Source organism: Serratia symbiotica (Periphyllus acericola), assembly GCF_964019515.1.
Lineage (GTDB): Bacteria > Pseudomonadota > Gammaproteobacteria > Enterobacterales > Enterobacteriaceae > Serratia > Serratia symbiotica_D.
In genome coordinates this window covers 173,475-193,107 of sequence record NZ_OZ026452.1, presented here as the reverse complement: position 1 = coordinate 193,107, position 19,633 = coordinate 173,475, and the positions used below count along the sequence as shown (strand labels likewise).

Annotated in this window: 34 protein-coding genes and 1 pseudogene; all 35 read right to left on the bottom strand. The window is 49.6% G+C overall.

Annotated features, from left to right (window positions below; genetic code table 11):
- Positions 1 to 9: 9 nt before the first annotated feature.
- The 35 genes and pseudogenes from rpsK to AACL06_RS00960 all read right to left on the bottom strand — a co-directional run bounded on the left by rpsK (position 10) and on the right by AACL06_RS00960 (position 19,336).
- The gene (gene rpsK, locus AACL06_RS01130; protein ID WP_004951128.1) at positions 10 to 399 is read right to left on the bottom strand and encodes a 30S ribosomal protein S11; all 390 of its coding nucleotides are present in this window, start codon (positions 397 to 399) and stop codon (positions 10 to 12) included.
- Positions 400 to 415: 16 nt separating this feature from the next.
- Positions 416 to 772, bottom strand: a complete 357-nt coding sequence (gene rpsM, locus AACL06_RS01125; protein ID WP_339037410.1) for a 30S ribosomal protein S13 — start codon at positions 770 to 772, stop codon at positions 416 to 418.
- 154 nt (positions 773 to 926) lie between these two features.
- A complete protein-coding gene (gene rpmJ / locus AACL06_RS01120) occupies positions 927 to 1,043 on the bottom strand; it encodes a 50S ribosomal protein L36 (RefSeq protein ID WP_071837516.1) in 117 nt (38 codons plus the stop codon).
- A 33-nt stretch (positions 1,044 to 1,076) separates the two neighbouring features.
- Complete coding sequence (secY, locus tag AACL06_RS01115) at positions 1,077 to 2,408, bottom strand: preprotein translocase subunit SecY (protein ID WP_339037405.1); 1,332 nt, start codon at positions 2,406 to 2,408, stop codon at positions 1,077 to 1,079.
- An 8-nt stretch (positions 2,409 to 2,416) separates the two neighbouring features.
- Complete coding sequence (gene rplO, locus AACL06_RS01110; RefSeq protein WP_339037403.1) at positions 2,417 to 2,851, bottom strand: 50S ribosomal protein L15; 435 nt, start codon at positions 2,849 to 2,851, stop codon at positions 2,417 to 2,419.
- Between the two features lie 3 nt (positions 2,852 to 2,854).
- The gene (gene rpmD / locus AACL06_RS01105; RefSeq protein ID WP_339037401.1) at positions 2,855 to 3,034 is read right to left on the bottom strand and encodes a 50S ribosomal protein L30; all 180 of its coding nucleotides are present in this window, start codon (positions 3,032 to 3,034) and stop codon (positions 2,855 to 2,857) included.
- A 5-nt stretch (positions 3,035 to 3,039) separates the two neighbouring features.
- On the bottom strand, positions 3,040 to 3,540 hold the full coding sequence (gene rpsE / locus AACL06_RS01100; protein WP_339037399.1) for a 30S ribosomal protein S5: 501 nt from the start codon (positions 3,538 to 3,540) through the stop codon (positions 3,040 to 3,042).
- A 14-nt stretch (positions 3,541 to 3,554) separates the two neighbouring features.
- On the bottom strand, positions 3,555 to 3,908 hold the full coding sequence (rplR, locus tag AACL06_RS01095) for a 50S ribosomal protein L18 (protein WP_339037397.1): 354 nt from the start codon (positions 3,906 to 3,908) through the stop codon (positions 3,555 to 3,557).
- Positions 3,909 to 3,917: 9 nt separating this feature from the next.
- The gene (rplF, locus tag AACL06_RS01090; protein WP_339037395.1) at positions 3,918 to 4,451 is read right to left on the bottom strand and encodes a 50S ribosomal protein L6; all 534 of its coding nucleotides are present in this window, start codon (positions 4,449 to 4,451) and stop codon (positions 3,918 to 3,920) included.
- A gap of 14 nt (positions 4,452 to 4,465) precedes the next feature.
- Positions 4,466 to 4,858: a 30S ribosomal protein S8 gene (gene rpsH / locus AACL06_RS01085; RefSeq protein ID WP_339037393.1), complete on the bottom strand. Its 393-nt coding sequence runs from the start codon at positions 4,856 to 4,858 to the stop codon at positions 4,466 to 4,468.
- 30 nt (positions 4,859 to 4,888) lie between these two features.
- Positions 4,889 to 5,194 carry a 30S ribosomal protein S14 gene (gene rpsN, locus AACL06_RS01080; protein WP_339037391.1) on the bottom strand — a complete coding sequence of 102 codons (306 nt, stop codon included), beginning with the start codon at positions 5,192 to 5,194 and terminating at the stop codon, positions 4,889 to 4,891.
- Between the two features lie 14 nt (positions 5,195 to 5,208).
- On the bottom strand, positions 5,209 to 5,748 hold the full coding sequence (gene rplE, locus AACL06_RS01075) for a 50S ribosomal protein L5 (RefSeq protein ID WP_339037389.1): 540 nt from the start codon (positions 5,746 to 5,748) through the stop codon (positions 5,209 to 5,211).
- Positions 5,749 to 5,762: 14 nt separating this feature from the next.
- Positions 5,763 to 6,077 (bottom strand): 50S ribosomal protein L24, encoded by a 315-nt coding sequence (rplX, locus tag AACL06_RS01070; protein WP_339037387.1) that lies wholly within the window; start codon positions 6,075 to 6,077, stop codon positions 5,763 to 5,765.
- 10 nt (positions 6,078 to 6,087) lie between these two features.
- Entirely contained in the window at positions 6,088 to 6,459 is a 372-nt protein-coding gene (rplN, locus tag AACL06_RS01065; protein ID WP_000613954.1) for a 50S ribosomal protein L14, read from the bottom strand.
- Positions 6,460 to 6,648: 189 nt separating this feature from the next.
- Complete coding sequence (rpsQ, locus tag AACL06_RS01060) at positions 6,649 to 6,903, bottom strand: 30S ribosomal protein S17 (protein WP_339037385.1); 255 nt, start codon at positions 6,901 to 6,903, stop codon at positions 6,649 to 6,651.
- Positions 6,904 to 7,095: a 50S ribosomal protein L29 gene (gene rpmC, locus AACL06_RS01055; protein ID WP_339037383.1), complete on the bottom strand. Its 192-nt coding sequence runs from the start codon at positions 7,093 to 7,095 to the stop codon at positions 6,904 to 6,906. It lies immediately after the preceding gene.
- Complete coding sequence (gene rplP / locus AACL06_RS01050; RefSeq protein WP_339037381.1) at positions 7,095 to 7,505, bottom strand: 50S ribosomal protein L16; 411 nt, start codon at positions 7,503 to 7,505, stop codon at positions 7,095 to 7,097. The genes rpmC and rplP overlap by 1 nt, the downstream gene beginning before the upstream one ends.
- Positions 7,506 to 7,517: 12 nt before the next feature.
- Complete coding sequence (gene rpsC / locus AACL06_RS01045; protein ID WP_339037379.1) at positions 7,518 to 8,216, bottom strand: 30S ribosomal protein S3; 699 nt, start codon at positions 8,214 to 8,216, stop codon at positions 7,518 to 7,520.
- A 17-nt stretch (positions 8,217 to 8,233) separates the two neighbouring features.
- A complete protein-coding gene (gene rplV / locus AACL06_RS01040) occupies positions 8,234 to 8,566 on the bottom strand; it encodes a 50S ribosomal protein L22 (RefSeq protein WP_339037377.1) in 333 nt (110 codons plus the stop codon).
- Between the two features lie 14 nt (positions 8,567 to 8,580).
- A complete protein-coding gene (gene rpsS, locus AACL06_RS01035) occupies positions 8,581 to 8,859 on the bottom strand; it encodes a 30S ribosomal protein S19 (RefSeq protein WP_339037375.1) in 279 nt (92 codons plus the stop codon).
- Between the two features lie 14 nt (positions 8,860 to 8,873).
- Positions 8,874 to 9,698 (bottom strand): 50S ribosomal protein L2, encoded by an 825-nt coding sequence (rplB, locus tag AACL06_RS01030; RefSeq protein WP_339037373.1) that lies wholly within the window; start codon positions 9,696 to 9,698, stop codon positions 8,874 to 8,876.
- Between the two features lie 18 nt (positions 9,699 to 9,716).
- Positions 9,717 to 10,019 (bottom strand): 50S ribosomal protein L23, encoded by a 303-nt coding sequence (gene rplW / locus AACL06_RS01025; protein WP_339037371.1) that lies wholly within the window; start codon positions 10,017 to 10,019, stop codon positions 9,717 to 9,719.
- The gene (rplD, locus tag AACL06_RS01020) at positions 10,016 to 10,621 is read right to left on the bottom strand and encodes a 50S ribosomal protein L4 (protein WP_339037369.1); all 606 of its coding nucleotides are present in this window, start codon (positions 10,619 to 10,621) and stop codon (positions 10,016 to 10,018) included. Before rplD ends, rplW begins: the two co-directional genes overlap by 4 nt.
- A gap of 10 nt (positions 10,622 to 10,631) precedes the next feature.
- Positions 10,632 to 11,261, bottom strand: a complete 630-nt coding sequence (gene rplC / locus AACL06_RS01015) for a 50S ribosomal protein L3 (RefSeq protein ID WP_339037367.1) — start codon at positions 11,259 to 11,261, stop codon at positions 10,632 to 10,634.
- Positions 11,262 to 11,293: 32 nt separating this feature from the next.
- Complete coding sequence (gene rpsJ, locus AACL06_RS01010) at positions 11,294 to 11,605, bottom strand: 30S ribosomal protein S10 (protein WP_001181005.1); 312 nt, start codon at positions 11,603 to 11,605, stop codon at positions 11,294 to 11,296.
- A 368-nt stretch (positions 11,606 to 11,973) separates the two neighbouring features.
- Positions 11,974 to 13,158 carry an elongation factor Tu gene (gene tuf / locus AACL06_RS01005; protein WP_339037365.1) on the bottom strand — a complete coding sequence of 395 codons (1,185 nt, stop codon included), beginning with the start codon at positions 13,156 to 13,158 and terminating at the stop codon, positions 11,974 to 11,976.
- 72 nt (positions 13,159 to 13,230) lie between these two features.
- Positions 13,231 to 15,339: an elongation factor G gene (fusA, locus tag AACL06_RS01000; protein ID WP_339037363.1), complete on the bottom strand. Its 2,109-nt coding sequence runs from the start codon at positions 15,337 to 15,339 to the stop codon at positions 13,231 to 13,233.
- A gap of 96 nt (positions 15,340 to 15,435) precedes the next feature.
- On the bottom strand, positions 15,436 to 15,906 hold the full coding sequence (gene rpsG / locus AACL06_RS00995) for a 30S ribosomal protein S7 (RefSeq protein ID WP_339037361.1): 471 nt from the start codon (positions 15,904 to 15,906) through the stop codon (positions 15,436 to 15,438).
- A gap of 96 nt (positions 15,907 to 16,002) precedes the next feature.
- Entirely contained in the window at positions 16,003 to 16,377 is a 375-nt protein-coding gene (gene rpsL / locus AACL06_RS00990) for a 30S ribosomal protein S12 (protein WP_004930426.1), read from the bottom strand.
- A gap of 196 nt (positions 16,378 to 16,573) precedes the next feature.
- Positions 16,574 to 17,449, bottom strand: a pseudogene (locus AACL06_RS00985) (IS5 family transposase).
- On the bottom strand, positions 17,403 to 17,534 hold the full coding sequence (locus tag AACL06_RS00980) for a hypothetical protein (protein WP_339037358.1): 132 nt from the start codon (positions 17,532 to 17,534) through the stop codon (positions 17,403 to 17,405). The pseudogene AACL06_RS00985 and the gene AACL06_RS00980 overlap by 47 nt, the downstream one beginning before the upstream one ends.
- Before the next feature lie 15 nt (positions 17,535 to 17,549).
- Positions 17,550 to 17,840, bottom strand: coding sequence for a sulfurtransferase complex subunit TusB (gene tusB, locus AACL06_RS00975; RefSeq protein ID WP_339037356.1), 291 nt, complete (start codon positions 17,838 to 17,840; stop codon positions 17,550 to 17,552).
- Between the two features lie 13 nt (positions 17,841 to 17,853).
- Positions 17,854 to 18,213: a sulfurtransferase complex subunit TusC gene (tusC, locus tag AACL06_RS00970; RefSeq protein WP_339037355.1), complete on the bottom strand. Its 360-nt coding sequence runs from the start codon at positions 18,211 to 18,213 to the stop codon at positions 17,854 to 17,856.
- A gap of 8 nt (positions 18,214 to 18,221) precedes the next feature.
- Complete coding sequence (gene tusD / locus AACL06_RS00965) at positions 18,222 to 18,611, bottom strand: sulfurtransferase complex subunit TusD (RefSeq protein WP_339038443.1); 390 nt, start codon at positions 18,609 to 18,611, stop codon at positions 18,222 to 18,224.
- Positions 18,611 to 19,336: a transcriptional regulator gene (locus AACL06_RS00960; protein ID WP_339038441.1), complete on the bottom strand. Its 726-nt coding sequence runs from the start codon at positions 19,334 to 19,336 to the stop codon at positions 18,611 to 18,613. Before AACL06_RS00960 ends, tusD begins: the two co-directional genes overlap by 1 nt.
- Positions 19,337 to 19,633: the final 297 nt, after the last annotated feature.

The following is a 19,633-nucleotide window of genomic DNA, read 5'->3' as shown; positions in this document are numbered from 1 at the left end:
ACAGCGACGTTATACGCGGCGCTTCTTCGGCGGACGACAACCGTTATGAGGTATCGGAGTCACATCGGTGATATTAGTGATGCGAAAGCCTGCCGCATTCAGAGCGCGGATAGTAGACTCCCGACCAGGACCGGGTCCTTTAACCATAACTTCCAGGTTCTTGATACCGTATTCTTTTACTGCGTCAGCACAACGTTCTGCGGCAACCTGTGCTGCGAACGGAGTAGACTTACGAGAACCACGGAAGCCGGAACCACCGGCAGTTGCCCAACCCAAAGCATTACCCTGACGATCGGTAATAGTTACAATAGTGTTGTTGAAAGAAGCATGGACATGAGCCACGCCATCAGAGACTTGCTTTCTTACACGCTTACGTGTACGAACAGGTGCCTTTGCCATTATTCAATCACCCCGATTACTTCTTGATCGTTTTACGCGGACCCTTACGGGTACGTGCGTTGGTCTTAGTACGCTGACCGCGAACTGGCAGACCACGACGATGACGCAAACCACGATATGTACCAAGATCCATCAGACGCTTTATGCTCAGGGTAACTTCACGACGCAAATCACCTTCAGCAGTAAATTTGGCAACTGCTTCGCGCAGTTGTTCAATTTGCTCTTCAGACAGCTCACTGATCTTAACATTTTCAGCAGTACCCGTAGAGGCACAGATGGACTGTGAACGGGTTTTACCGATTCCGAAGATCGACGTTAATGCGATTACGGTATGTTTATGATCAGGAATGTTAATGCCTGCTATACGGGCCACTATGCACTCCTACTATTTATACAGCTTATACAGCAACACCATTCTGAAAAGCCCGTTTTCAGGATACTAAAATAGCATTGCAGCTACATACAAAAGATTGGCCGGCCAATCTAGCCAGCTCAACCTAACTTTGCAAGAAAAATATGCGAGATAATCAGCCTTGACGCTGCTTATGCTTCGGCTCGGCGCTGCAAATCACACGAACGACACCGTTACGCTTAACGATTTTGCAGCTACGACATAATTTCTTGACGGAAGCGCGAACTTTCATTTTTACTCTCCGTAACTTCTCAAACCAATCTGACTAGCGGTTATAACCTTTCAGATTTGCTTTCTTCAATGCCGACTGGTACTGACTTGACATAATCAGAGTTTGCACTTGAGCAATAAAGTCCATTATGACGACAACCACAATCAGTAGCGAGGTACCACCAAAGTAGAATGGTACTTTCATTGCATCACGCATGAACTCCGGGATTAGGCAGACAAAGGTAATATATATCGCGCCAACAAATGTTAAACGCGTCATAACTTTATCGATGTACTTCGCCGTTTGCTCTCCCGGACGAATTCCTGGTACGAAGGCACCGGACTTACTCAGGTTATCTGCTGTCTCGCGCGGGTTGAAAACCAACGCCGTGTAAAAGAAACAGAAGAAGATGATTGCAGACGCATAGAGTAACACATAAAGCGGTTGCCCTGGCTGCAAATACAACGAGACCGTTGTCAGCCAGTTCCAACCGGTACCGCCCCCAAACCAAGACGCAATCGTGGCCGGGAACAGAATAATGCTGGAAGCGAAAATTGCTGGTATTACGCCCGCCATGTTCACTTTCAACGGTAAGTGTGTGCTCTGTGCAGCATAAACACGACGACCTTGTTGACGTTTCGCATAGTTAATGACGATACGGCGTTGACCACGCTCTATGAAAACAACGAAGAAGGTTACTACAAACATCAATACTGCAACCAGCAGTAACAAGAGGAAATGCAGGTCACCTTGCCTGGCTTGCTCAATAGTATGGGCTACTGCTGGCGGAAGTCCCGCTACAATACCCGCGAAAATGATGATCGAGATACCATTACCGATACCGCGCTCAGTAATCTGCTCACCCAGCCACATCAGGAACATCGTCCCGGTTACCAGGCTCACAACCGCAGTAAAGTAGAATGCAAAGCCTGGATTCATTACCAGGCCCTGCATGCCAGGCATATTAGGCAGACCGGTAGCAATACCGATCGACTGGAATATGGCCAACACCAGCGTACCGTAACGGGTGTAATTGCTAATCTTGCGACGGCCAGCTTCCCCTTCTTTCTTGATTTCCGCCAAGGCTGGGTGAACCACCGTTAGCAGTTGGATAATGATCGACGCCGAAATATACGGCATGATACCCAATGCAAATATAGAAGCACGGCTGAGGGCACCACCAGAGAACATGTTGAACATTTCAATGATAGTGCCTCTCTGCTGCTCAAGCAATTTTGCAAGCACAGTGGCATCAATACCAGGAATCGGAATAAAAGAACCGATACGGAAGACAATGAGCGCGCCAATGACAAACAAAAGTCTGCGCTTCAGCTCACCTAGCCCGCCTTTAGCACTTTGAAAATCTAATCCTGGTTGCTTAGCCATCAGCTCACTTATTCCTCAATGTTACCGCCAGCAGCCTCGATAGCAGCACGAGCGCCTTTGGTGACACGCAGACCACGCAGGGTAACCGGACGAGCTATTTCACCAGAAAGTATAATTTTCACGAACTCGATTTGGATACCAACAACGTTAGCGGCTTTCAACGTATTCAGGTCGATAACATCGACTTCAACTAGAGCCAGTTCAGACAGACGAACTTCTTCCGTGATCATCGCTTTGCGTGAAGTGAAGCCGAATTTCGGCAAACGACGGTACAGAGGTATCTGACCACCTTCAAAACCACGACGTACGCCACCACCAGCACGAGACTTCTGACCTTTGTGACCACGGCCGCCGGTTTTACCCAGGCCAGAACCAATACCACGACCTACGCGTTTCGGCGCATGCTTGGCACCTTCAGCCGGAGACAGAGTATTTAAACGCATCTGTTACTCCTCAACTTTAACCATGTAGGAAACCAGGTTGATCATACCGCGTAAAGAAGGAGTATCCTCGCGCTCTACGGTGTGACCAATACGACGCAGACCCAGACCGAGCAGTGTAGCTTTATGCTTCGGTAGACGGCCAATAGAGCTGCGAACTTGTGTTACTTTTATAGTCTTAGCCACGGTCATTACCCCAGAATGTCTGCAACGGATTTACCACGCTTGGCAGCGACCATCTCAGGAGACTTCATATTTGCCAAAGCATCAATAGTTGCACGAACCACGTTGATCGGGTTGGTGGAACCATAAGCTTTAGCCAATACGTTGTGCACCCCAGCGACATCAAGGACAGCGCGCATTGCACCACCGGCGATAATACCGGTACCTTCTGAAGCCGGCTGCATGAAGACACGGGAACCCGTATGAGCGCCTTTAACAGGGTGCTGTAGGGTGCAGCTATTCAGCGCAACATTCATCATGTTGCGACGGGCTTTTTCCATCGCTTTCTGGATCGCTGCCGGAACTTCGCGTGCTTTGCCGTAGCCAAAGCCAACGCGACCGTTACCATCACCAACGACAGTCAGTGCGGTAAAGCTGAAAATGCGGCCACCTTTTACGGTTTTAGATACGCGATTTACCGCGATCAGCTTTTCCTGCAGTTCGCCAGCTTGTTTTTCGATGTGAGCCATCTTAAACCTCTTCCTTAGAACTGAAGGCCAGCTTCACGGGCAGCATCTGCCAGTGCTTGGACTCGACCATGATATTGGAAACCGGAACGGTCAAAGGAGACTTTCGCAATCCCTTTTTCCAACGTGCGCTCAGCCAGAGCTTTACCTACGGCTGCTGCTGCGTCTTTGTTACCGGAATACTTTAATTGCTCAGTGATAGCCTTTTCTAAAGTAGAAGCCGCCACCAGAACTTCAGAACCGTTCGGAGCAATTACCTGTGCATACATATGGCGAGGAGTACGGTGTACCACCAAGCGAGTTGTACCGAGTTCTTTGAGCTTACGGCGTGCGCGGGTCGCACGACGGATACGAGCAGATTTCTTATCCATAGTGTTACCTTACTTCTTCTTAGCCTCTTTGGTACGCACGACTTCGTCGGCGTAACGGACACCCTTGCCTTTATAAGGCTCAGGACGGCGGTAGGCACGCAGATCTGCAGCAGCCTGGCCAATAACCTGCTTATCAACGCCTTTCAGCACGATTTCAGTTTGGCTTGGGCATTCAGCAGTGATACCTGCTGGCAACTGATGTTCGATTGGGTGAGAGAAGCCCAGAGCCAAATTCACCACGTTGCCTTTTACAGCAGCACGATAACCAACACCTACCAGTTGAAGCTTCTTGGTGAAGCCTTCGGTAACACCAACCACCATTGCGTTCAGCAGTGCACGCGTAGTACCCGCTTGGGCCCAAGCGTTAGCAAAACCTTCGCGCGGAGCAAAATTCAGCGCATTAGCTGCTTGCTTTACGATAACGGCGTCGTGGACAGTACGAGTCAGCTCGCCGTTCTTACCCTTAATCGAAATAACCTGACCGTTGAGTTTTACCTCTACGCCGACAGGAATGACGACGGGTGCTTTTGCAACACGAGACATTCTTTCCTCCCGATTTAAGCTACGTAGCAGATAATCTCGCCACCAAGACCAGCTTGGCGAGCTGCACGATCAGTCATAACACCTTTAGAGGTAGAAACAACAGCGATACCCAAGCCGGCCATAACTTTTGGCAGCTCATCTTTTTTCTTATAAATGCGCAAACCTGGACGACTGATACGCTGAATGCTTTCTACCACTGCGTTGCCCTGGAAGTACTTCAGTACCAGTTCCAGAGCAGGCTTGGTGCCGCCTTCGATTTTGAAATCTTCAATAAAACCTTCTTCCTTCAGCACGTTGGCAATTGCCACTTTCAGCTTAGAGGAAGGCATGGTGGCCGCAACTTTGTTCGCGGCTTGACCGTTACGGATACGGGTTAGCATATCGGCGATCGGATCTTGCATGCTCATCTGTCTTTACTCCCGTGATTCAATTGGTAATTACCAGCTAGCCTTATTCAAGCCTGGTACTTCACCGCGCATAGCGGCTTCACGCAGCTTGATACGGCTCAACCCGAATTTGCCCACATAACCATGTGGACGACCAGTTTGGCGGCAGCGATTGCGCTGACGAGATGGGCTGGAATCACGCGGCAGAGTTTGCAGCTTGAGGACTGCATTCCAACGATCTTCTTCGGATGCGTTCATATCAGAGATAATAGCTTTCAGTTCAGCGCGTTTTGCAAAGAACTTGCCAGCTAATTTCACGCGCTTGACTTCGCGTGCTTTCATTGATTGCTTAGCCATAAGTCAACCCTGCCTTACTTGCGGAACGGGAAGTTAAAAGCAGCCAACAGCGCGCGGCCTTCATCATCAGATTTCGCAGTAGTAGTTATGGTAATATCCAAACCACGCACGCGATCGACTTTGTCATAGTCGATTTCTGGGAAGATGATTTGCTCACGCACACCCATGCTGTAGTTACCACGACCATCGAATGACTTGGCAGACAGGCCACGGAAGTCACGGATACGCGGAACAGCAATGGAAATCAGACGCTCGAAGAACTCCCACATGCGTTCGCCCCGCAGAGTTACTTTACAGCCGATCGGATAGCCCTGGCGGATTTTGAAGCCTGCAACAGATTTGCGGGCTTTGGTGATCAGCGGCTTTTGGCCGGAGATTGCTGTCAGATCCGCTGCTGCGTTATCCAGCAGTTTTTTGTCAGAGATCGCTTCACCAACACCCATATTCAGGGTGATCTTCTCAACCCGAGGGACTTGCATGACAGAGTTGTAATCAAACTGAGACATCAGTTGTTTGATTACCTCGTCTTTGTAGTAATCATGCAGTTTCGCCATCGTATTACTCCAAATTACTTGATAGTTTCGCTGTTAGACTTGAAGAAACGGACTTTTTTGCCATCTTCGAATCTAAAACCTACACGGTCAGCCTTACCGGTAGCCGCGTTGAAGAGGGCAATGTTGGAAGCCTGAATTGCAGCCTCTTTTTCAAAAATACCGCCTGGTTGGTTCAGAGCCGGAACCGGCTTCTGGTGTTTCTTAACCAGATTGATACCTTCAACGATGACCTTGCCAGAGGACAGGACATTTCTTACTTTACCGCGTTTACCTTTGTCTTTCCCGGTAATAACGATAACTTCATCTTCACGACGGATTTTCGCTGCCATGGTTCGCTCCTTAGAGTACTTCTGGTGCCAAAGAGATAATTTTCATGAACTTTTCATTACGCAGTTCACGAGTTACCGGCCCAAAAATACGCGTACCGATAGGCTGCTCGCTATTATTATTTAAAATAACGCATGCATTCCCATCGAAGCGAATGACAGAACCGTCTGGGCGACGTACACCCTTCTTGGTGCGCACCACTACCGCCTTTAGTACATCGCCTTTCTTCACCTTACCGCGAGGAATTGCTTCCTTGATGGTAATTTTGATGATGTCACCGACGCCTGCGTAGCGACGGTGCGATCCACCTAGAACCTTGATACACATTACGCGACGTGCACCGGAGTTGTCGGCGACGTTCAGCATAGTCTGTTCTTGGATCATTTTAGTGCTCCGCTAATGTCAACTACTACTTTAGGGACCCAAGAAAAGGACCCAATAAATAGTCAGGTCGTTGAAAAGCCCCATAACTGAGGGAGCAGCATTGTAGCACCGCTTCCAGATTATGGGTAGAAAAAATAAGCGGCCCACCTTCTGAACCGTTTATTAAATGATAACCAGCTACTCACTCTATTACAGAATTGCTTTATCTACAACGCGAGCCAACGTCCAGGACTTAGTCTTGGACAGTGGGCGGCATTCGCGGATTTCCACCACGTCGCCGATACCACATTCGTTGTTCTCGTCATGTACGTGCAGTTTGGTTGTACGCTTGATGAATTTCCCATAGATTGGGTGTTTCACCGTGCGCTCAATAGCAACAACAATGGATTTCTCCATTTTGTCACTCACAACACGCCCTTGCAGAGTACGGATAACATCGATCATTTACATACCCGCCTTTTCGGTCAGTAAAGTCTTAACGCGTGCGACGTTACGACGCACTTGTTTCAACAGTTGAGTTTGTTGCAGTTGGCCACTGGCCACCTGCATGCGCAAGTTGAATTGCTCACGCAACAGGTTGAGAAGCTCAGTATTCAGCTCTTCAACGCTCTTTTCACGCAGCTCTTGTGCTTTCATTACATCACCGTCTTGGTTACAAAGGTGGTTTTGAACGGCAGTTTCGATGTTGCCAGTTCAAATGCCTCGCGGGCAACCTCTTCTGGCACGCCATCCATTTCGTACAGGACCTTACCAGGCTGGATCTTGGAAACCCAATACTCCACGTTACCCTTACCGTTACCCATACGCACTTCAAGCGGCTTCTCGGTGACCGGGGTGTCTGGGAATACACGGATCCAGATTTGACCTTGACGCTTAATTGCACGAGTCATTGCACGCCGAGCTGCTTCGATTTGACGCGCAGTCATATGGCCACGGCCAACAGCTTTCATGCCGAAATTGCCGAAGTTAACATCTGTACCGTTCGCCAGACCACGGTTGCGCCCTTTGTGCCTCTTACGGAATTTTGTACGCTTTGGTTGTAACATCAGCGAATCTCCTTACTTACGGCCTTTACGCTGCTGCTTTTTAAGTTGAGCAGCCGGTTCCGGTTGTTCAACTGCAGCCATACCACCAAGGATCTCACCTTTGAAGATCCATACCTTAACGCCGATTACACCATAAGTGGTGTGCGCTTCAGATGTGTTGTAATCGATATCCGCACGCAGAGTATGCAACGGAACGCGACCTTCACGGTACCATTCGGTGCGCGCGATTTCAGCACCGCCAAGACGTCCACTTACTTCAACTTTGATACCTTTAGCGCCAAGACGCATTGCGTTCTGTACAGCACGCTTCATAGCACGACGGAACATGACACGGCGTTCCAACTGAGAAGTGATACTGTCAGCAACCAATTTAGCGGCGAGTTCCGGTTTACGGACTTCGGCGATATTAATCTGTGCAGGAACACCAGCGATATCCGCTACGACCTTACGCAGTTTTTCAACATCTTCACCTTTCTTACCTATAACGATACCTGGACGAGCAGTGTGAATAGTCACACGAATGCTCTTAGCAGGACGCTCGATAACAATGCGTGAAACGGAAGCCTTAGCCAGTTCCTTAGCCAGGAATTGACGGACTTTAAAATCGCTGTCCAAGTTGTCAGCGAATTCTTTCGTATTCGCATACCAAGTAGAGTTCCAAGGTTTCACAATACCCAGGCGAATACCATTCGGATGTACTTTCTGACCCATTGCTAGTCTCCAGAGTATCAGCGATCGGACACGGCCACAGTAATGTGGCTGGTGCGCTTCAGGATGCGATCTGCACGACCTTTTGCACGCGGCATAATGCGCTTCATGCTTGGGCCTTCGTCGACGAAGATTTTCGTGACTTTCAGATCATCAATGTCAGCGCCATCGTTGTGTTCTGCGTTAGCAATGGCAGACTCCAGTACTTTCTTAACCAAACTAGAAGCTTTCTTGTTGGTGTAGGTTAGAGTTTCCAGAGCTTGCGACACTTTCTTACCGCGGATCAGGTCTGCAACAAGGCGAACCTTCTGAGCAGAAGAATGAGCGTGGCGATGTTTAGCGATAGTTTCCATCTCTTCCTCCTACCTTAGCGCTTTTTAGCTTTTTTATCAGCCGCATGGCCGCGATAAGTACGAGTCGGCGCAAATTCGCCCAGTTTGTGACCGACCATTTCATCGGAAACGAACACTGGTACGTGCTGAAGACCATTATGGACAGCGATGGTCAAACCGATCATGTTAGGAAAGATCGTTGAACGGCGGGACCAGGTGCGCAAAGGCTTCTTGTCACCGCTTTCCACCGTTTTCTCTACCTTCTTCAGCAAGTGAAGGTCAATAAAAGGACCTTTCTTGAGAGAACGTGGCATGGCTTATCCTCTAATTATTTTTTACTGCGGCGACGTACGATGAACTTATCAGTACGCTTGTTGCTACGAGTCTTCTTACCTTTGGTCTGAACGCCCCATGGAGTTACCGGGTGCTTACCAAAGTTACGACCTTCACCGCCACCGTGCGGGTGATCGACTGGGTTCATCGCTGTACCGCGAACGGTAGGACGAACACCACGCCAACGTGCAGCACCTGCTTTACCCAAAACACGAAGCATATGTTCAGCGTTACCCACTTCACCTAAGGTGGCGCGGCAATCAACTGGAATTTTACGCATTTCGCCAGAGCGCAGACGCAGAGTTACGTAGGAACCGTCTCGAGCAATGATCTGAGCGTAGGCCCCAGCAGAACGCGCCAACTGGCCGCCTTTACTTGGTTTCATTTCTACGTTGTGAACCGTAGAGCCTACTGGGATGTTGCGCATTGGCAGGGTGTTACCTACGTTGATTGCAGCATCAATGCCAGATTGAATCTGGTCACCAGCTTTCAGACCTTTCGGTGCCAGGATGTAACTGCGTTCGCCGTCTTTGTACAAAACCAGTGCGATGTTTGCAGAACGGTTCGGATCGTATTCCAGACGCTCAACCACAGCAGGGATACCGTCTTTGTGGCGCTTAAAGTCGACCAGACGGTAATGTTGCTTGTGACCACCACCGATATGACGGGTAGTGATGCGGCCATTGTTGTTACGTCCACCGCTTTTGCTCAATTTCTCAAGCAGAGGAGCATAGGGTTTACCCTTGTGCAGCTCAGGGTTAACCACTTTAACAACATGGCGACGACCCGGAGATGTAGGTTTACATTTAACAATTGCCATTGTTCTTACTCCTCCGACTTACTCTGCGCCGCTGATGAAGTCCAGATTCTGGCCTTCTTTCAGGGTGACGTAAGCTTTTTTCCAGTCGCTACGACGACCAACACGCTGACCGTAACGCTTTGCTTTCCCTTTAACTACCAGGGTGTTCACGTCTTCGACCTCGACTTCAAACAGTTTCTGCACTGCGGTTTTGATTTCTGCTTTGGTCGCGTCTAGGGCAACTTTGAGAACGATGGTGTTACTTTTTTCCATCGCAGCGGATGCTTTTTCAGATACGTGCGGTGCACGCAGCACTTTCAGCAAACGTTCTTCACGGATCATGCCAGCATCTCCTCAGCTTGCTTCACAGCATCAGCAGTCATAACCACTTTGTCGAAGGCGATCAGGCTAACTGGATCGATGCCTGCTACATCACGCACGTCAACCTTGTAAAGGTTGCGAGCAGCCAGGAACAGATTCTCATCCAGTTCACCGGTCACGATCAGCACATCTTCTAGCGCCATTTCTTTCAGTTTCTGTGCCAGCAGCTTAGTTTTAGGCGCTTCTACAGAGAACTTTTCGAAAACGATCAGACGATCTTGACGTACCAGCTCGGACAGAATGCTTTTCAGCGCGCCACGGTACATCTTTTTGTTTACTTTCTGACTGTGGTCTTGTGGCTTCGCAGCGAAGGTTACACCACCGGAACGCCAGACCGGGCTCTTTACAGAGCCTGAACGCGCACGGCCAGTACCTTTCTGACGCCATGGCTTTTTGCCGGAACCAGTCACTTCAGCACGGGTCTTCTGAGCACGGGTACCTTGACGGGCACCTGCTGCATAAGCAACAACAACCTGGTGTACCAGCGCTTCGTTGAAATCACGACCGAAGGTAGTTTCGGAAACAGTCAGCGCGCTTTGCACGTCTTTCAATACTAATTCCATTGCTATCCCCTTACGCCTTCACAGCTGGTTTAACGATCAGGTTACCACCGGTTGCGCCCGGTACAGCACCCTTAACCAGCAGCAGGTTACGCTCAGCGTCAACGCGTACTACGTCCAGGCTTTGAACGGTTACACGCTCATCACCCAGGTGGCCAGCCATTTTCTTGCCTTTGAACACTTTGCCCGGAGTCTGGTTCTGACCGATAGAACCTGGAACTCGGTGAGAGAGGGAGTTACCGTGAGTAGCATCTTGTGTACGGAAGTTCCAACGCTTTACAGTGCCAGCAAAACCTTTACCTTTAGAAGTACCGGTAACATCGACTTTTTTAACGTCAGCGAAGATTTCTACGCTGATTTCCTGACCTGCTGTGAACTCTTGACCTTCTTCAAGGCCAAATTCCCACAGACCACGACCAGCTTCAACGCCAGCTTTAGCGAAATGGCCCGCTTTCGGTTTGGTCACACGGTTAGCTTTCTTGCTACCGGTAGTGACCTGAATGGCACGGTAGCCGTCGGTGTCCAGGTCTTTAACCTGAGTCACACGGTTTGCTTCAATTTCAATTACGGTTACTGGGATAGAAACACCATCTTCAGTGAAAATACGCGTCATACCCACTTTTTTACCGACTAAACCAATCATTGTTTCAACCTCTCAATCGCTCAATGACCTGATTAACCCAGGCTGATCTGCACGTCTACACCAGCAGCCAGATCCAGACGCATCAGTGCATCAACGGTTTTCTCGGTTGGCTCAACGATGTCAACCAAACGCTTATGAGTGCGAATCTCGTACTGATCGCGTGCGTCTTTATTAACGTGCGGGGAGATCAGAACGGTAAAGCGCTCTTTGCGAGTTGGCAGCGGGATCGGACCACGGACTTGCGCACCCGTGCGCTTAGCAGTCTCGACGATTTCCGCAGTTGATTGATCAATCAGGCGATGATCAAACGCTTTCAGGCGGATACGGATTCTTTGGTTCTGCATGAGAACAGAGCTCCAATTATTTATAAATATAAATAACCACTACCCGCACCCATTTCGATTTACGGGGGGTGTAGTCGTTAGCATATGACCCCCATATCGGGAGTATTGTTCGCAGGGCCAAACTACTTGCCACTCGGCTGATTCACTAAAATCAGGCCTACCTTGATCACGTAGGCTGGCTCATTATACGCAAAATGAGCCAGGAAGCAAGATGAGGTTGGAAATATGCTCAAGATATTGCCACTGCTGATTTAAGCAATCCTTACAAGAAGAAAATGTGTTCGATGCAATGTTCAAGACTTGCATAAATGGCATAAAAAAAGGACACCGACGTGCCCTTTTTTTTGAGTTGAGAAAATTATATGCAATTAGGCGATAACTTTAGCAACAACACCCGCACCAACGGTACGGCCGCCTTCGCGGATGGCGAAACGCAGACCGTCATCCATCGCGATTGGGTGGATCAGGGTAGCAACCATGTTTACGTTGTCGCCTGGCATAACCATCTCAACGCCTTCTGGCAGTTCGATAGTGCCGGTTACGTCAGTGGTACGGAAGTAGAACTGCGGGCGGTAACCTTTGAAGAATGGCGTGTGGCGGCCACCTTCTTCTTTGCTCAGGATATACACTTCTGAGTCAAATTTTGTGTGTGGTTTGATAGAGCCTGGCTTCGCCAGAACCTGCCCACGTTCGATATCTTCACGCTTGATACCACGCAGCAGAACACCCACGTTCTCGCCGGCACGGCCTTCGTCCAGCAGTTTGCGGAACATTTCAACGCCGGTACAGGTAGACTTAACGGTGTCTTTGATACCAACGATTTCAACTTCTTCGCCAACTTTGACGATACCGCGCTCAACACGACCAGTAACAACGGTACCACGACCAGAGATGGAGAAAACATCTTCGATCGGCAGCAGGAACGGCTTGTTGATAGCACGCTCTGGTTCTGGGATGTAGGTATCCAGGTGACCCACCAGCTCGATGATTTTAGCTTCCCACTCCGCATCGCCTTCCAGCGCTTTCAGTGCGGAACCGCGTACTACTGGCAGATCACCACCAGGGAAGTCGTAAGCAGCTAGCAGTTCACGAACTTCCATCTCTACCAGTTCCAGAAGCTCTTCATCATCAACCATATCGCACTTGTTCATGAATACGATGATGAAAGGAACGCCAACCTGACGACCCAGCAGGATGTGCTCACGGGTCTGAGGCATTGGGCCGTCAGTCGCAGCAACCACCAGGATAGCGCCGTCCATCTGAGCAGCACCGGTGATCATGTTTTTCACGTAGTCGGCGTGCCCTGGGCAGTCAACGTGCGCATAGTGGCGAGTCGGGGTGTCATACTCAACGTGAGAAGTGTTGATGGTGATACCACGCGCTTTTTCCTCTGGGGCGTTATCAATCTGGTCGAAAGCACGTGCGGAACCGCCGTAGGTTTTAGCCAAAACGGTGGTGATCGCGGCAGTCAGGGTAGTTTTACCGTGGTCAACGTGGCCGATAGTACCAACGTTAACGTGCGGCTTGGAACGTTCAAATTTTTCTTTAGACACGGCTATATTCCTTACTCTTAATGCTCTCCCCTCGTGGAGAGGGCAATGAATAAATGTGTTAAACCCGAAAGCTTATTTACTACGGGCTTCGATAACGGCCATAGCGACATTGTTCTGAGCTTCAGTATACTTCAGGAACTCCATGGAGTATGAGGCACGGCCCTGGGTCTGAGAACGCAGGTCAGTAGCATAACCAAACATTTCAGACAGCGGAACCTGAGCGCGAATGGTTTTACCGGTGGCAGTATCATCCATGCCTTCGATCATACCGCGACGACGGTTCAGGTCACCAATTACGTCACCCATGTAATCTTCAGGGGTTTCGATCTCAACCTTCATTATAGGCTCAAGCAGAACTGGTTTGGCTTTCTTGAACGCGTCTTTAAACGCGATAGAAGCGGCCAATTTAAACGCCAGCTCAGAGGAATCGACATCGTGGTAAGAACCGTAGTGCAGACGGATCTTGATATCAACAACCGGATAACCAGCCAGAGGACCAGACTTCAGTTGTTCCTGCATGCCTTTATCAACGGCCGGGATGAATTCCTTAGGAATAGTACCACCCACGATGTCGTTGACAAATTCGTAGCCCACGCCGCCTGGCTCTAGTGGCATCATGTCGATCACAACGTGACCATACTGACCGCGACCACCAGACTGCTTGGCGTGTTTACCTTCAACGTCTTTAATTGTTTCACTAATTGTTTCACGATAAGCAACTTGCGGCTTACCTACGTTCGCTTCAACGTTAAATTCACGACGCATGCGGTCAACCAGGATATCCAGATGAAGTTCACCCATACCTGCGATAATGGTCTGGCCAGATTCTTCATCAGTCCATACGCGGAATGATGGGTCTTCTTTCGCCAAGCGCCCCAATGCCAAACCCATTTTCTCTTGGTCAGCTTTGGTTTTCGGTTCTACCGCTACGGAGATGACCGGTTCAGGGAATTCAATGCGCTCTAGAATGATCACATTATTTGGATCACACAGAGTATCACCGGTAGTGACGTCTTTCAGACCGATAGCCGCAGCAATATCGCCTGCACGTACCTCTTTGATCTCTTCACGCTTGTTAGCATGCATCTGAACGATACGGCCCAGACGCTCACGAGCACTTTTCACCGAGTTCAGTACGGTATCACCAGAGTTAATCACACCAGAGTACACGCGGAAAAATGTCAGGTTACCCACGAATGGGTCAGTCGCAATTTTGAACGCCAGAGCAGCAAACGGCTCTTTGTCGTCAGAGTGACGAACAGCTGGCGTGTCTTTTCCGTCATCCAGAATACCGTTGATGGCAGCAACATCCGTCGGGGCCGGCAAGTATTCGATAACCGCATCCAGCATTGCCTGCACGCCTTTGTTTTTAAAGGCAGACCCACAGGTAACCAAAATGATTTCGTTGTTGAGCACGCGCTTGCGTAGCGCTTTCTTGATTTCTTCCTCGGTCAGTTCTTCACCGCCTAAGTATTTGTCCATCAGTTCTTCTGAAGCTTCAGCCGCAGACTCAACCAGATGCTGACGCCATTCTTCAGCCAGAGCTTGCATATCTGCCGGAATATCTTCGTATTCGAAGGTCACGCCCTGATCAGCATCGTTCCAGTTGATAGCTTTCATTTTCACCAGGTCGACAACACCGGTAAATTTCTTTTCTGCACCCATAGCAAGCTGCAATGGCACTGGATTGGCTGCCAAACGAGATTTGATCTGTTCAACAACTTTTAAGAAGTTAGCACCCATGCGATCCATTTTGTTAACGAACGCGATGCGTGGAACTTTATATTTATAAGCCTGACGCCATACAGTTTCAGACTGCGGCTGAACACCACCCACAGCGCAATAAACCATTACCGCACCATCAAGAACACGCATGGAACGTTCTACTTCAATGGTGAAGTCAACGTGCCCTGGGGTGTCAATAATGTTTACGCGATGCGGTTCAAACTGCTTGGCCATACCAGACCAAAAAGCAGTGGTGGCTGCAGAAGTGATGGTAATACCACGCTCCTGCTCCTGTTCCATCCAGTCCATAGTGGCAGCGCCGTCATGAACTTCACCGATTTTATGGTTTATACCGGTGTAGAACAGAATACGTTCGGTAGTGGTGGTTTTACCGGCGTCGATGTGAGCACTGATACCGATATTACGGTAGCGCTCAATAGGTGTTGTACGGGCCATTTGATTCCTCATTGCCTTAGGCGTTCAAGTTCAGTTAAGCCAGGTAGGTTTGCTTTTTTAAGCGCCCGCCTGGTTAGCATAACTACCGCGTGGCAATTACCAACGATAGTGGGCGAACGCCTTGTTGGCTTCGGCCATGCGGTGAACGTCTTCACGCTTCTTAACAGCAGAACCTTTGTTTTCTGCTGCGTCAGATAGCTCATTAGCTAAGCGCAGAGCCATGGATTTATCACCGCGTTTACGAGCAGCATTGACGATCCAACGCATTGCCAGAGCATTACGACGAACCGGGCGGACTTCAATCGGTACCTGATAAGTAGAACCGCCAACGCGACGAGACTTAACTTCTACCGTCGGACGAACGTTGTCGAGAGCGACTTCGAAAGCTTCCAGGTGATCTTTACCAGAACGCTGAGCCAGGGTCTCTAGCGCGGTATAAACGATGGTTTCAGCAGTCGATTTTTTACCGTCTACCATCAGGATATTGACAAATTTTGCCAACAGCTCAGATCCAAACTTAGGATCTGGCAGAATTTTACGTTGGCCGATTACGCGACGACGTGGCATGGAAATACTCCGTTGTTAATTCAGGATTGTCCAAAACTCTACGAGTTTATTTTGATATTAAAGTGAAAATGTTTGGCCTTACTTGACGGAGAACCATTAAGCCTTTGGCTTCTTCACGCCGTACTTGGAACGTGCTTGCTTACGGTCTTTAACACCGGAGCAGTCAAGTGCACCACGGACGGTGTGGTAACGCACACCTGGCAGGTCTTTAACACGACCGCCACGGATCAGGATCACGGAGTGTTCCTGCAAGTTGTGACCTTCACCACCGATGTAGGAAGTCACTTCGAAACCGTTGGTCAAACGCACACGGCATACTTTACGCAGTGCGGAGTTTGGTTTTTTCGGGGTGGTGGTATATACGCGGGTACATACACCACGTTTTTGAGGGCACGCTTCCAGCGCTGGAACGTTGCTTTTAGCAGCCTTCACAGAGCGTGGTTTGCGAACTAGCTGATTAATTGTTGCCATTCAAAAAGCTCCTGGTTTTTGCTTCGTACTTGCTTCGTAAACATGTGATAAGTCCCCTACTATGCACTATTAGCAATAGTACGAGGACGCAGAATTTTATTGCTGACCTGAAGAGGTGTCAAGAAATATACAGTATCACCATGGCTTTGTTGCATAAATCGGATCTGGAATAAAGAGTCCTGTGAATGGGCAGCTTTCAGGCAAGGAGTACACTTTCTGGCATACCGGCGAGCGGCATCTTGTTTAATGCACAGATCATGGCCAGCGCCTCTGCAACTTGCCCATCATAATCTCGCAGCGACAGGTGACCACCAAATAGCTGTTTTACTCTGTACCTCGCTGTTGCCGCTATCGAACGTCGGTGGTAGCCTGTGATACTTTTCCACCGTGTGTTGTCTCTGGTAACGCGCTGGTTCGCCACCGCTTGATTTCGCTCTGCATAGTCTGCCGACCAATAACGGGCTCCGCTGCTGGGCGGTACTAACGCCCTGAGCCTCTTGCGCCTTAACTCATCATCACACACTCGCGTATCCTAAGCCCGATCCGCCGAGGCGACTTTGATTTTAAGGTCAGCACAGATGACCTCATGTGTTTCTGTATCTACAGCCAAATGCAGTTTTCGCCAGATCCGCCGTTTTTCCTGACCATATTTTTTTGCCATCCACTCGCCTTCACCCAACACGTTGAGCCCGCTAGAGTCGATAACGAGGTGCGCAATTTCACCCGGCGTTGGGGTTTTAAACGGGACATGGCCGGACTTCGCCCGCTTACTGATGCAGGTGTCGTCCGGGCAATTCAACGGCACTTTGATCAGTGTGACACTGGAGTCGATGAGGCCCTGGAGGGTGCGAAGTGTCAGGCCGAAAATCCGTTTCAGCATCAATACGCTGGTGATTGCCATATTGGAATAATGTGGTGGGCGACCACGCAGAGAAAGTTTTGCCTCGCAGTACCAGGCGTGAAGTGCCGTTTCATCCCCCCAGCAAGTGAGTGAACCCCGAGTGGTAAGGGCGTTGTTGTAAGCCTTACAGTTGGTGATGTTGAACTTTTGCTGGGCACGGAATGTCGCTATTTTGACAGAAGGAGAGTGATCTGATGACAGCACAAGGAGAGTTATCTGATCCTCGTGCCGGCCAAATATTCGATTTATTCAACAACGCCTATCACCATTTTCACCACGCCATTTGACTGTGATGCTTTTCAGTGAGTTCAATAAAGTGATTATATCCAATAATGGTGATTTTGTGCGAAAAAAAACCTACCAATCCTCTGGCCTCCAGATCGTCTTGCAGCGCATACAAGGATATTGGGACACTGAACAACAGTAATTCAAGGTAGGTGCTGCCAGCCATGCCAGCTAATACCCCGTCCTGCATCAGCAGCAGGGCGTCACCTTCCAACATCAGGCGCAATAATGCGGATAAGTCACATTGGGTGGGAGAATGGCTCAGGGTATACAGCATTAAACGTTCCTAACTAAAAAGTCATCACCGCATCATAACCCGCCAGCCTGCGGCGCAATTCGTCCGGTGCCAACACTTCGGCGTCCAGCACCCAGTCTGTCACCTGGTTTAATCCGCGTTCCTGTAACGAGGCCAGACACAAATAATACTGCTGAACATCATAGAGCTGTAATACGCCAAAAGTAGCGATGTAATTGCGCGCCAGAATTTTTTCCGGCTGCTGTCCCGGCAACAATTGCAATACGCCATCGCCGATAAAAAACACCCCCAAATCTTCGCTCAATGCCGAAGTGGCGAGCAAAGCATCCAGCCCTTCCCTACCGCTAGCGTTGCCATGTGGTCCGTGGGTAAAAATAAAAGCAACTCTTTTCATATGATCTCTTAAAACTGCACCATGCGATCGCAGCTGAGCGACGCTTCCGCCAATGCACCCAACCCGCTGAGGGTGAAACCCGGCTGCAAATTGGCGGTCGGCAGACCTTGCTGCTGCGCGTTTTGTTCATTGGTCACGCCGCGGCGCAACGCCGCCGCAATGCAGACATTGAGCGTAACACCATGCTGCTGTGCCAATTGCCCCCATGCCCGCACCAAATCGAACTCATCGCTGGCGGGCGCGGCCAGTTGGTTGGCATTAAGCACCCCCTCACGGTAAAAAAATACGCTGGAGAGCTGATGCCCTTTAGCTAACAGCGCCGAGGCGAATTGATAGGCACTGCTGGCCTGCTGGGTGCCATAGGCCGGGCCGGTGACCAGCAAACAGTAATTAATTATCAACGATCGCTTCCTAACAGATCGCCATTTTTGAACTGGCGGATATACAGATAAACAGTGTGTTTGGAGATGTTAAGGCGATCAGCCACCTGGTTAATAGCATCTTTGATATCAAAAATACCTTTCTCATAGAGATTAAGCACCACCTGGCGATTTTTGGCGTTATTGGCGACGTTACGATCGGCGTTCACTTCTTCAAGGGTGAACGCCAGCGTTTGCGCTACCAGATCGTCAACGGTAGAGGCGTAGTTAACCGAAAAAGGCACCTCTTGCGTCTCCAGAGGAATAAAGGTTTGCATGATCTGTGAGAACGGCACATCAAGGTTCATATTAATGCACAGCAAGCCGATCACTCGCTGTTCGCGGTTGCGGATAGCGATGGTAATCGATTTCATCAACGCACCACTTTTAGCACGGGTAAAGTAAGCTTTCGACACACTACTGCTGCTGTCGCAGACCATGTCATGCAACATACGCAGCGCCAGATCGGTGATCGGCGAACCGATTTTACGCCCGGTATGTTCGCCGTTGGCAATGCGTACAGCCGAGCAGTTCAGGTCCTCCAACGCATGCAGCACGATCTCACAGTGGCCGCCGATCAGCATCGCCAAACCATCGACCACCGCTTCATACGATTTCAGGATTGCGTGATCCGCCTGGCTAAAAGGCCACTCATTAAGCAAATCAAGTTCGCTGGCTTCGCTGGATAAAAGTGATTCAGACATTAAAAATACCACTCTAAAATAGATCGCCTGTGCCAGGAACGCAGCTAAAACTGCTCGTGCAGGGTCTTTTGCACCAGTATCAGCATAAAAACAGCGCGACAAGCGTCTGCGAGGCATGACGGCTTGGAACAGTTTCGGGTACACACCCTAAGGGTAGGCATATAACTTATAAATTCAGATAACGAGTCTAGCAAATCTGCCAGTGTATACGCAGTATTGACGTTAAGCCTGATACACGGTAGACGTCAAGCGAATCAATGGAGAAGTGGTGCCGCCGCGAAAGCATTCGCGGCGCTG

Bases quoted from the DNA above. Each gene is read 5' to 3' on its own strand.
- secY (WP_339037405.1), bottom strand. From the start codon at position 2,408: ATGGCTAAGCAACCAGGATTAGATTTTCAAAGTGCTAAAGGCGGGCTA.
- rplO (WP_339037403.1), bottom strand. From the start codon at position 2,851: ATGCGTTTAAATACTCTGTCTCCGGCTGAAGGTGCCAAGCATGCGCCG.
- rpmC (WP_339037383.1), bottom strand. From the start codon at position 7,095: ATGAAAGCACAAGAGCTGCGTGAAAAGAGCGTTGAAGAGCTGAATACT.
- rplX (WP_339037387.1), bottom strand. From the start codon at position 6,077: ATGGCAGCGAAAATCCGTCGTGAAGATGAAGTTATCGTTATTACCGGG.
- rplB (WP_339037373.1), bottom strand. From the start codon at position 9,698: ATGGCAATTGTTAAATGTAAACCTACATCTCCGGGTCGTCGCCATGTT.
- rpsL (WP_004930426.1), bottom strand. From the start codon at position 16,377: ATGGCAACAATTAATCAGCTAGTTCGCAAACCACGCTCTGTGAAGGCT.
- rpsN (WP_339037391.1), bottom strand. From the start codon at position 5,194: ATGGCTAAGCAATCAATGAAAGCACGCGAAGTCAAGCGCGTGAAATTA.
- tusC (WP_339037355.1), bottom strand. From the start codon at position 18,213: ATGAAAAGAGTTGCTTTTATTTTTACCCACGGACCACATGGCAACGCT.
- rplP (WP_339037381.1), bottom strand. From the start codon at position 7,505: ATGTTACAACCAAAGCGTACAAAATTCCGTAAGAGGCACAAAGGGCGC.
- rpmJ (WP_071837516.1), bottom strand. From the start codon at position 1,043: ATGAAAGTTCGCGCTTCCGTCAAGAAATTATGTCGTAGCTGCAAAATC.
- rpsQ (WP_339037385.1), bottom strand. From the start codon at position 6,903: ATGATCGATGTTATCCGTACTCTGCAAGGGCGTGTTGTGAGTGACAAA.
- rplC (WP_339037367.1), bottom strand. From the start codon at position 11,261: ATGATTGGTTTAGTCGGTAAAAAAGTGGGTATGACGCGTATTTTCACT.
- rpsC (WP_339037379.1), bottom strand. From the start codon at position 8,216: ATGGGTCAGAAAGTACATCCGAATGGTATTCGCCTGGGTATTGTGAAA.
- rplW (WP_339037371.1), bottom strand. From the start codon at position 10,019: ATGATCCGTGAAGAACGTTTGCTGAAAGTGCTGCGTGCACCGCACGTA.
- rpsE (WP_339037399.1), bottom strand. From the start codon at position 3,540: ATGGCTCACATCGAAAAACAAGCTGGCGAACTGCAGGAAAAGCTGATC.
- rplN (WP_000613954.1), bottom strand. From the start codon at position 6,459: ATGATCCAAGAACAGACTATGCTGAACGTCGCCGACAACTCCGGTGCA.
- rpsG (WP_339037361.1), bottom strand. From the start codon at position 15,906: ATGCCACGTCGTCGCGTAATCGGCCAACGTAAAATTCTGCCAGATCCT.
- rpsJ (WP_001181005.1), bottom strand. From the start codon at position 11,605: ATGCAGAACCAAAGAATCCGTATCCGCCTGAAAGCGTTTGATCATCGC.
- rplR (WP_339037397.1), bottom strand. From the start codon at position 3,908: ATGGATAAGAAATCTGCTCGTATCCGTCGTGCGACCCGCGCACGCCGT.
- rpsK (WP_004951128.1), bottom strand. From the start codon at position 399: ATGGCAAAGGCACCTGTTCGTACACGTAAGCGTGTAAGAAAGCAAGTC.
- AACL06_RS00960 (WP_339038441.1), bottom strand. From the start codon at position 19,336: ATGTCTGAATCACTTTTATCCAGCGAAGCCAGCGAACTTGATTTGCTT.
- rpsH (WP_339037393.1), bottom strand. From the start codon at position 4,858: ATGAGCATGCAAGATCCGATCGCCGATATGCTAACCCGTATCCGTAAC.
- rplE (WP_339037389.1), bottom strand. From the start codon at position 5,748: ATGGCGAAACTGCATGATTACTACAAAGACGAGGTAATCAAACAACTG.
- rplD (WP_339037369.1), bottom strand. From the start codon at position 10,621: ATGGAATTAGTATTGAAAGACGTGCAAAGCGCGCTGACTGTTTCCGAA.
- rplF (WP_339037395.1), bottom strand. From the start codon at position 4,451: ATGTCTCGTGTTGCAAAAGCACCCGTCGTCATTCCTGTCGGCGTAGAG.
- fusA (WP_339037363.1), bottom strand. From the start codon at position 15,339: ATGGCCCGTACAACACCTATTGAGCGCTACCGTAATATCGGTATCAGT.
- rpsS (WP_339037375.1), bottom strand. From the start codon at position 8,859: ATGCCACGTTCTCTCAAGAAAGGTCCTTTTATTGACCTTCACTTGCTG.
- rplV (WP_339037377.1), bottom strand. From the start codon at position 8,566: ATGGAAACTATCGCTAAACATCGCCACGCTCATTCTTCTGCTCAGAAG.
- tusB (WP_339037356.1), bottom strand. From the start codon at position 17,840: ATGCTGTATACCCTGAGCCATTCTCCCACCCAATGTGACTTATCCGCA.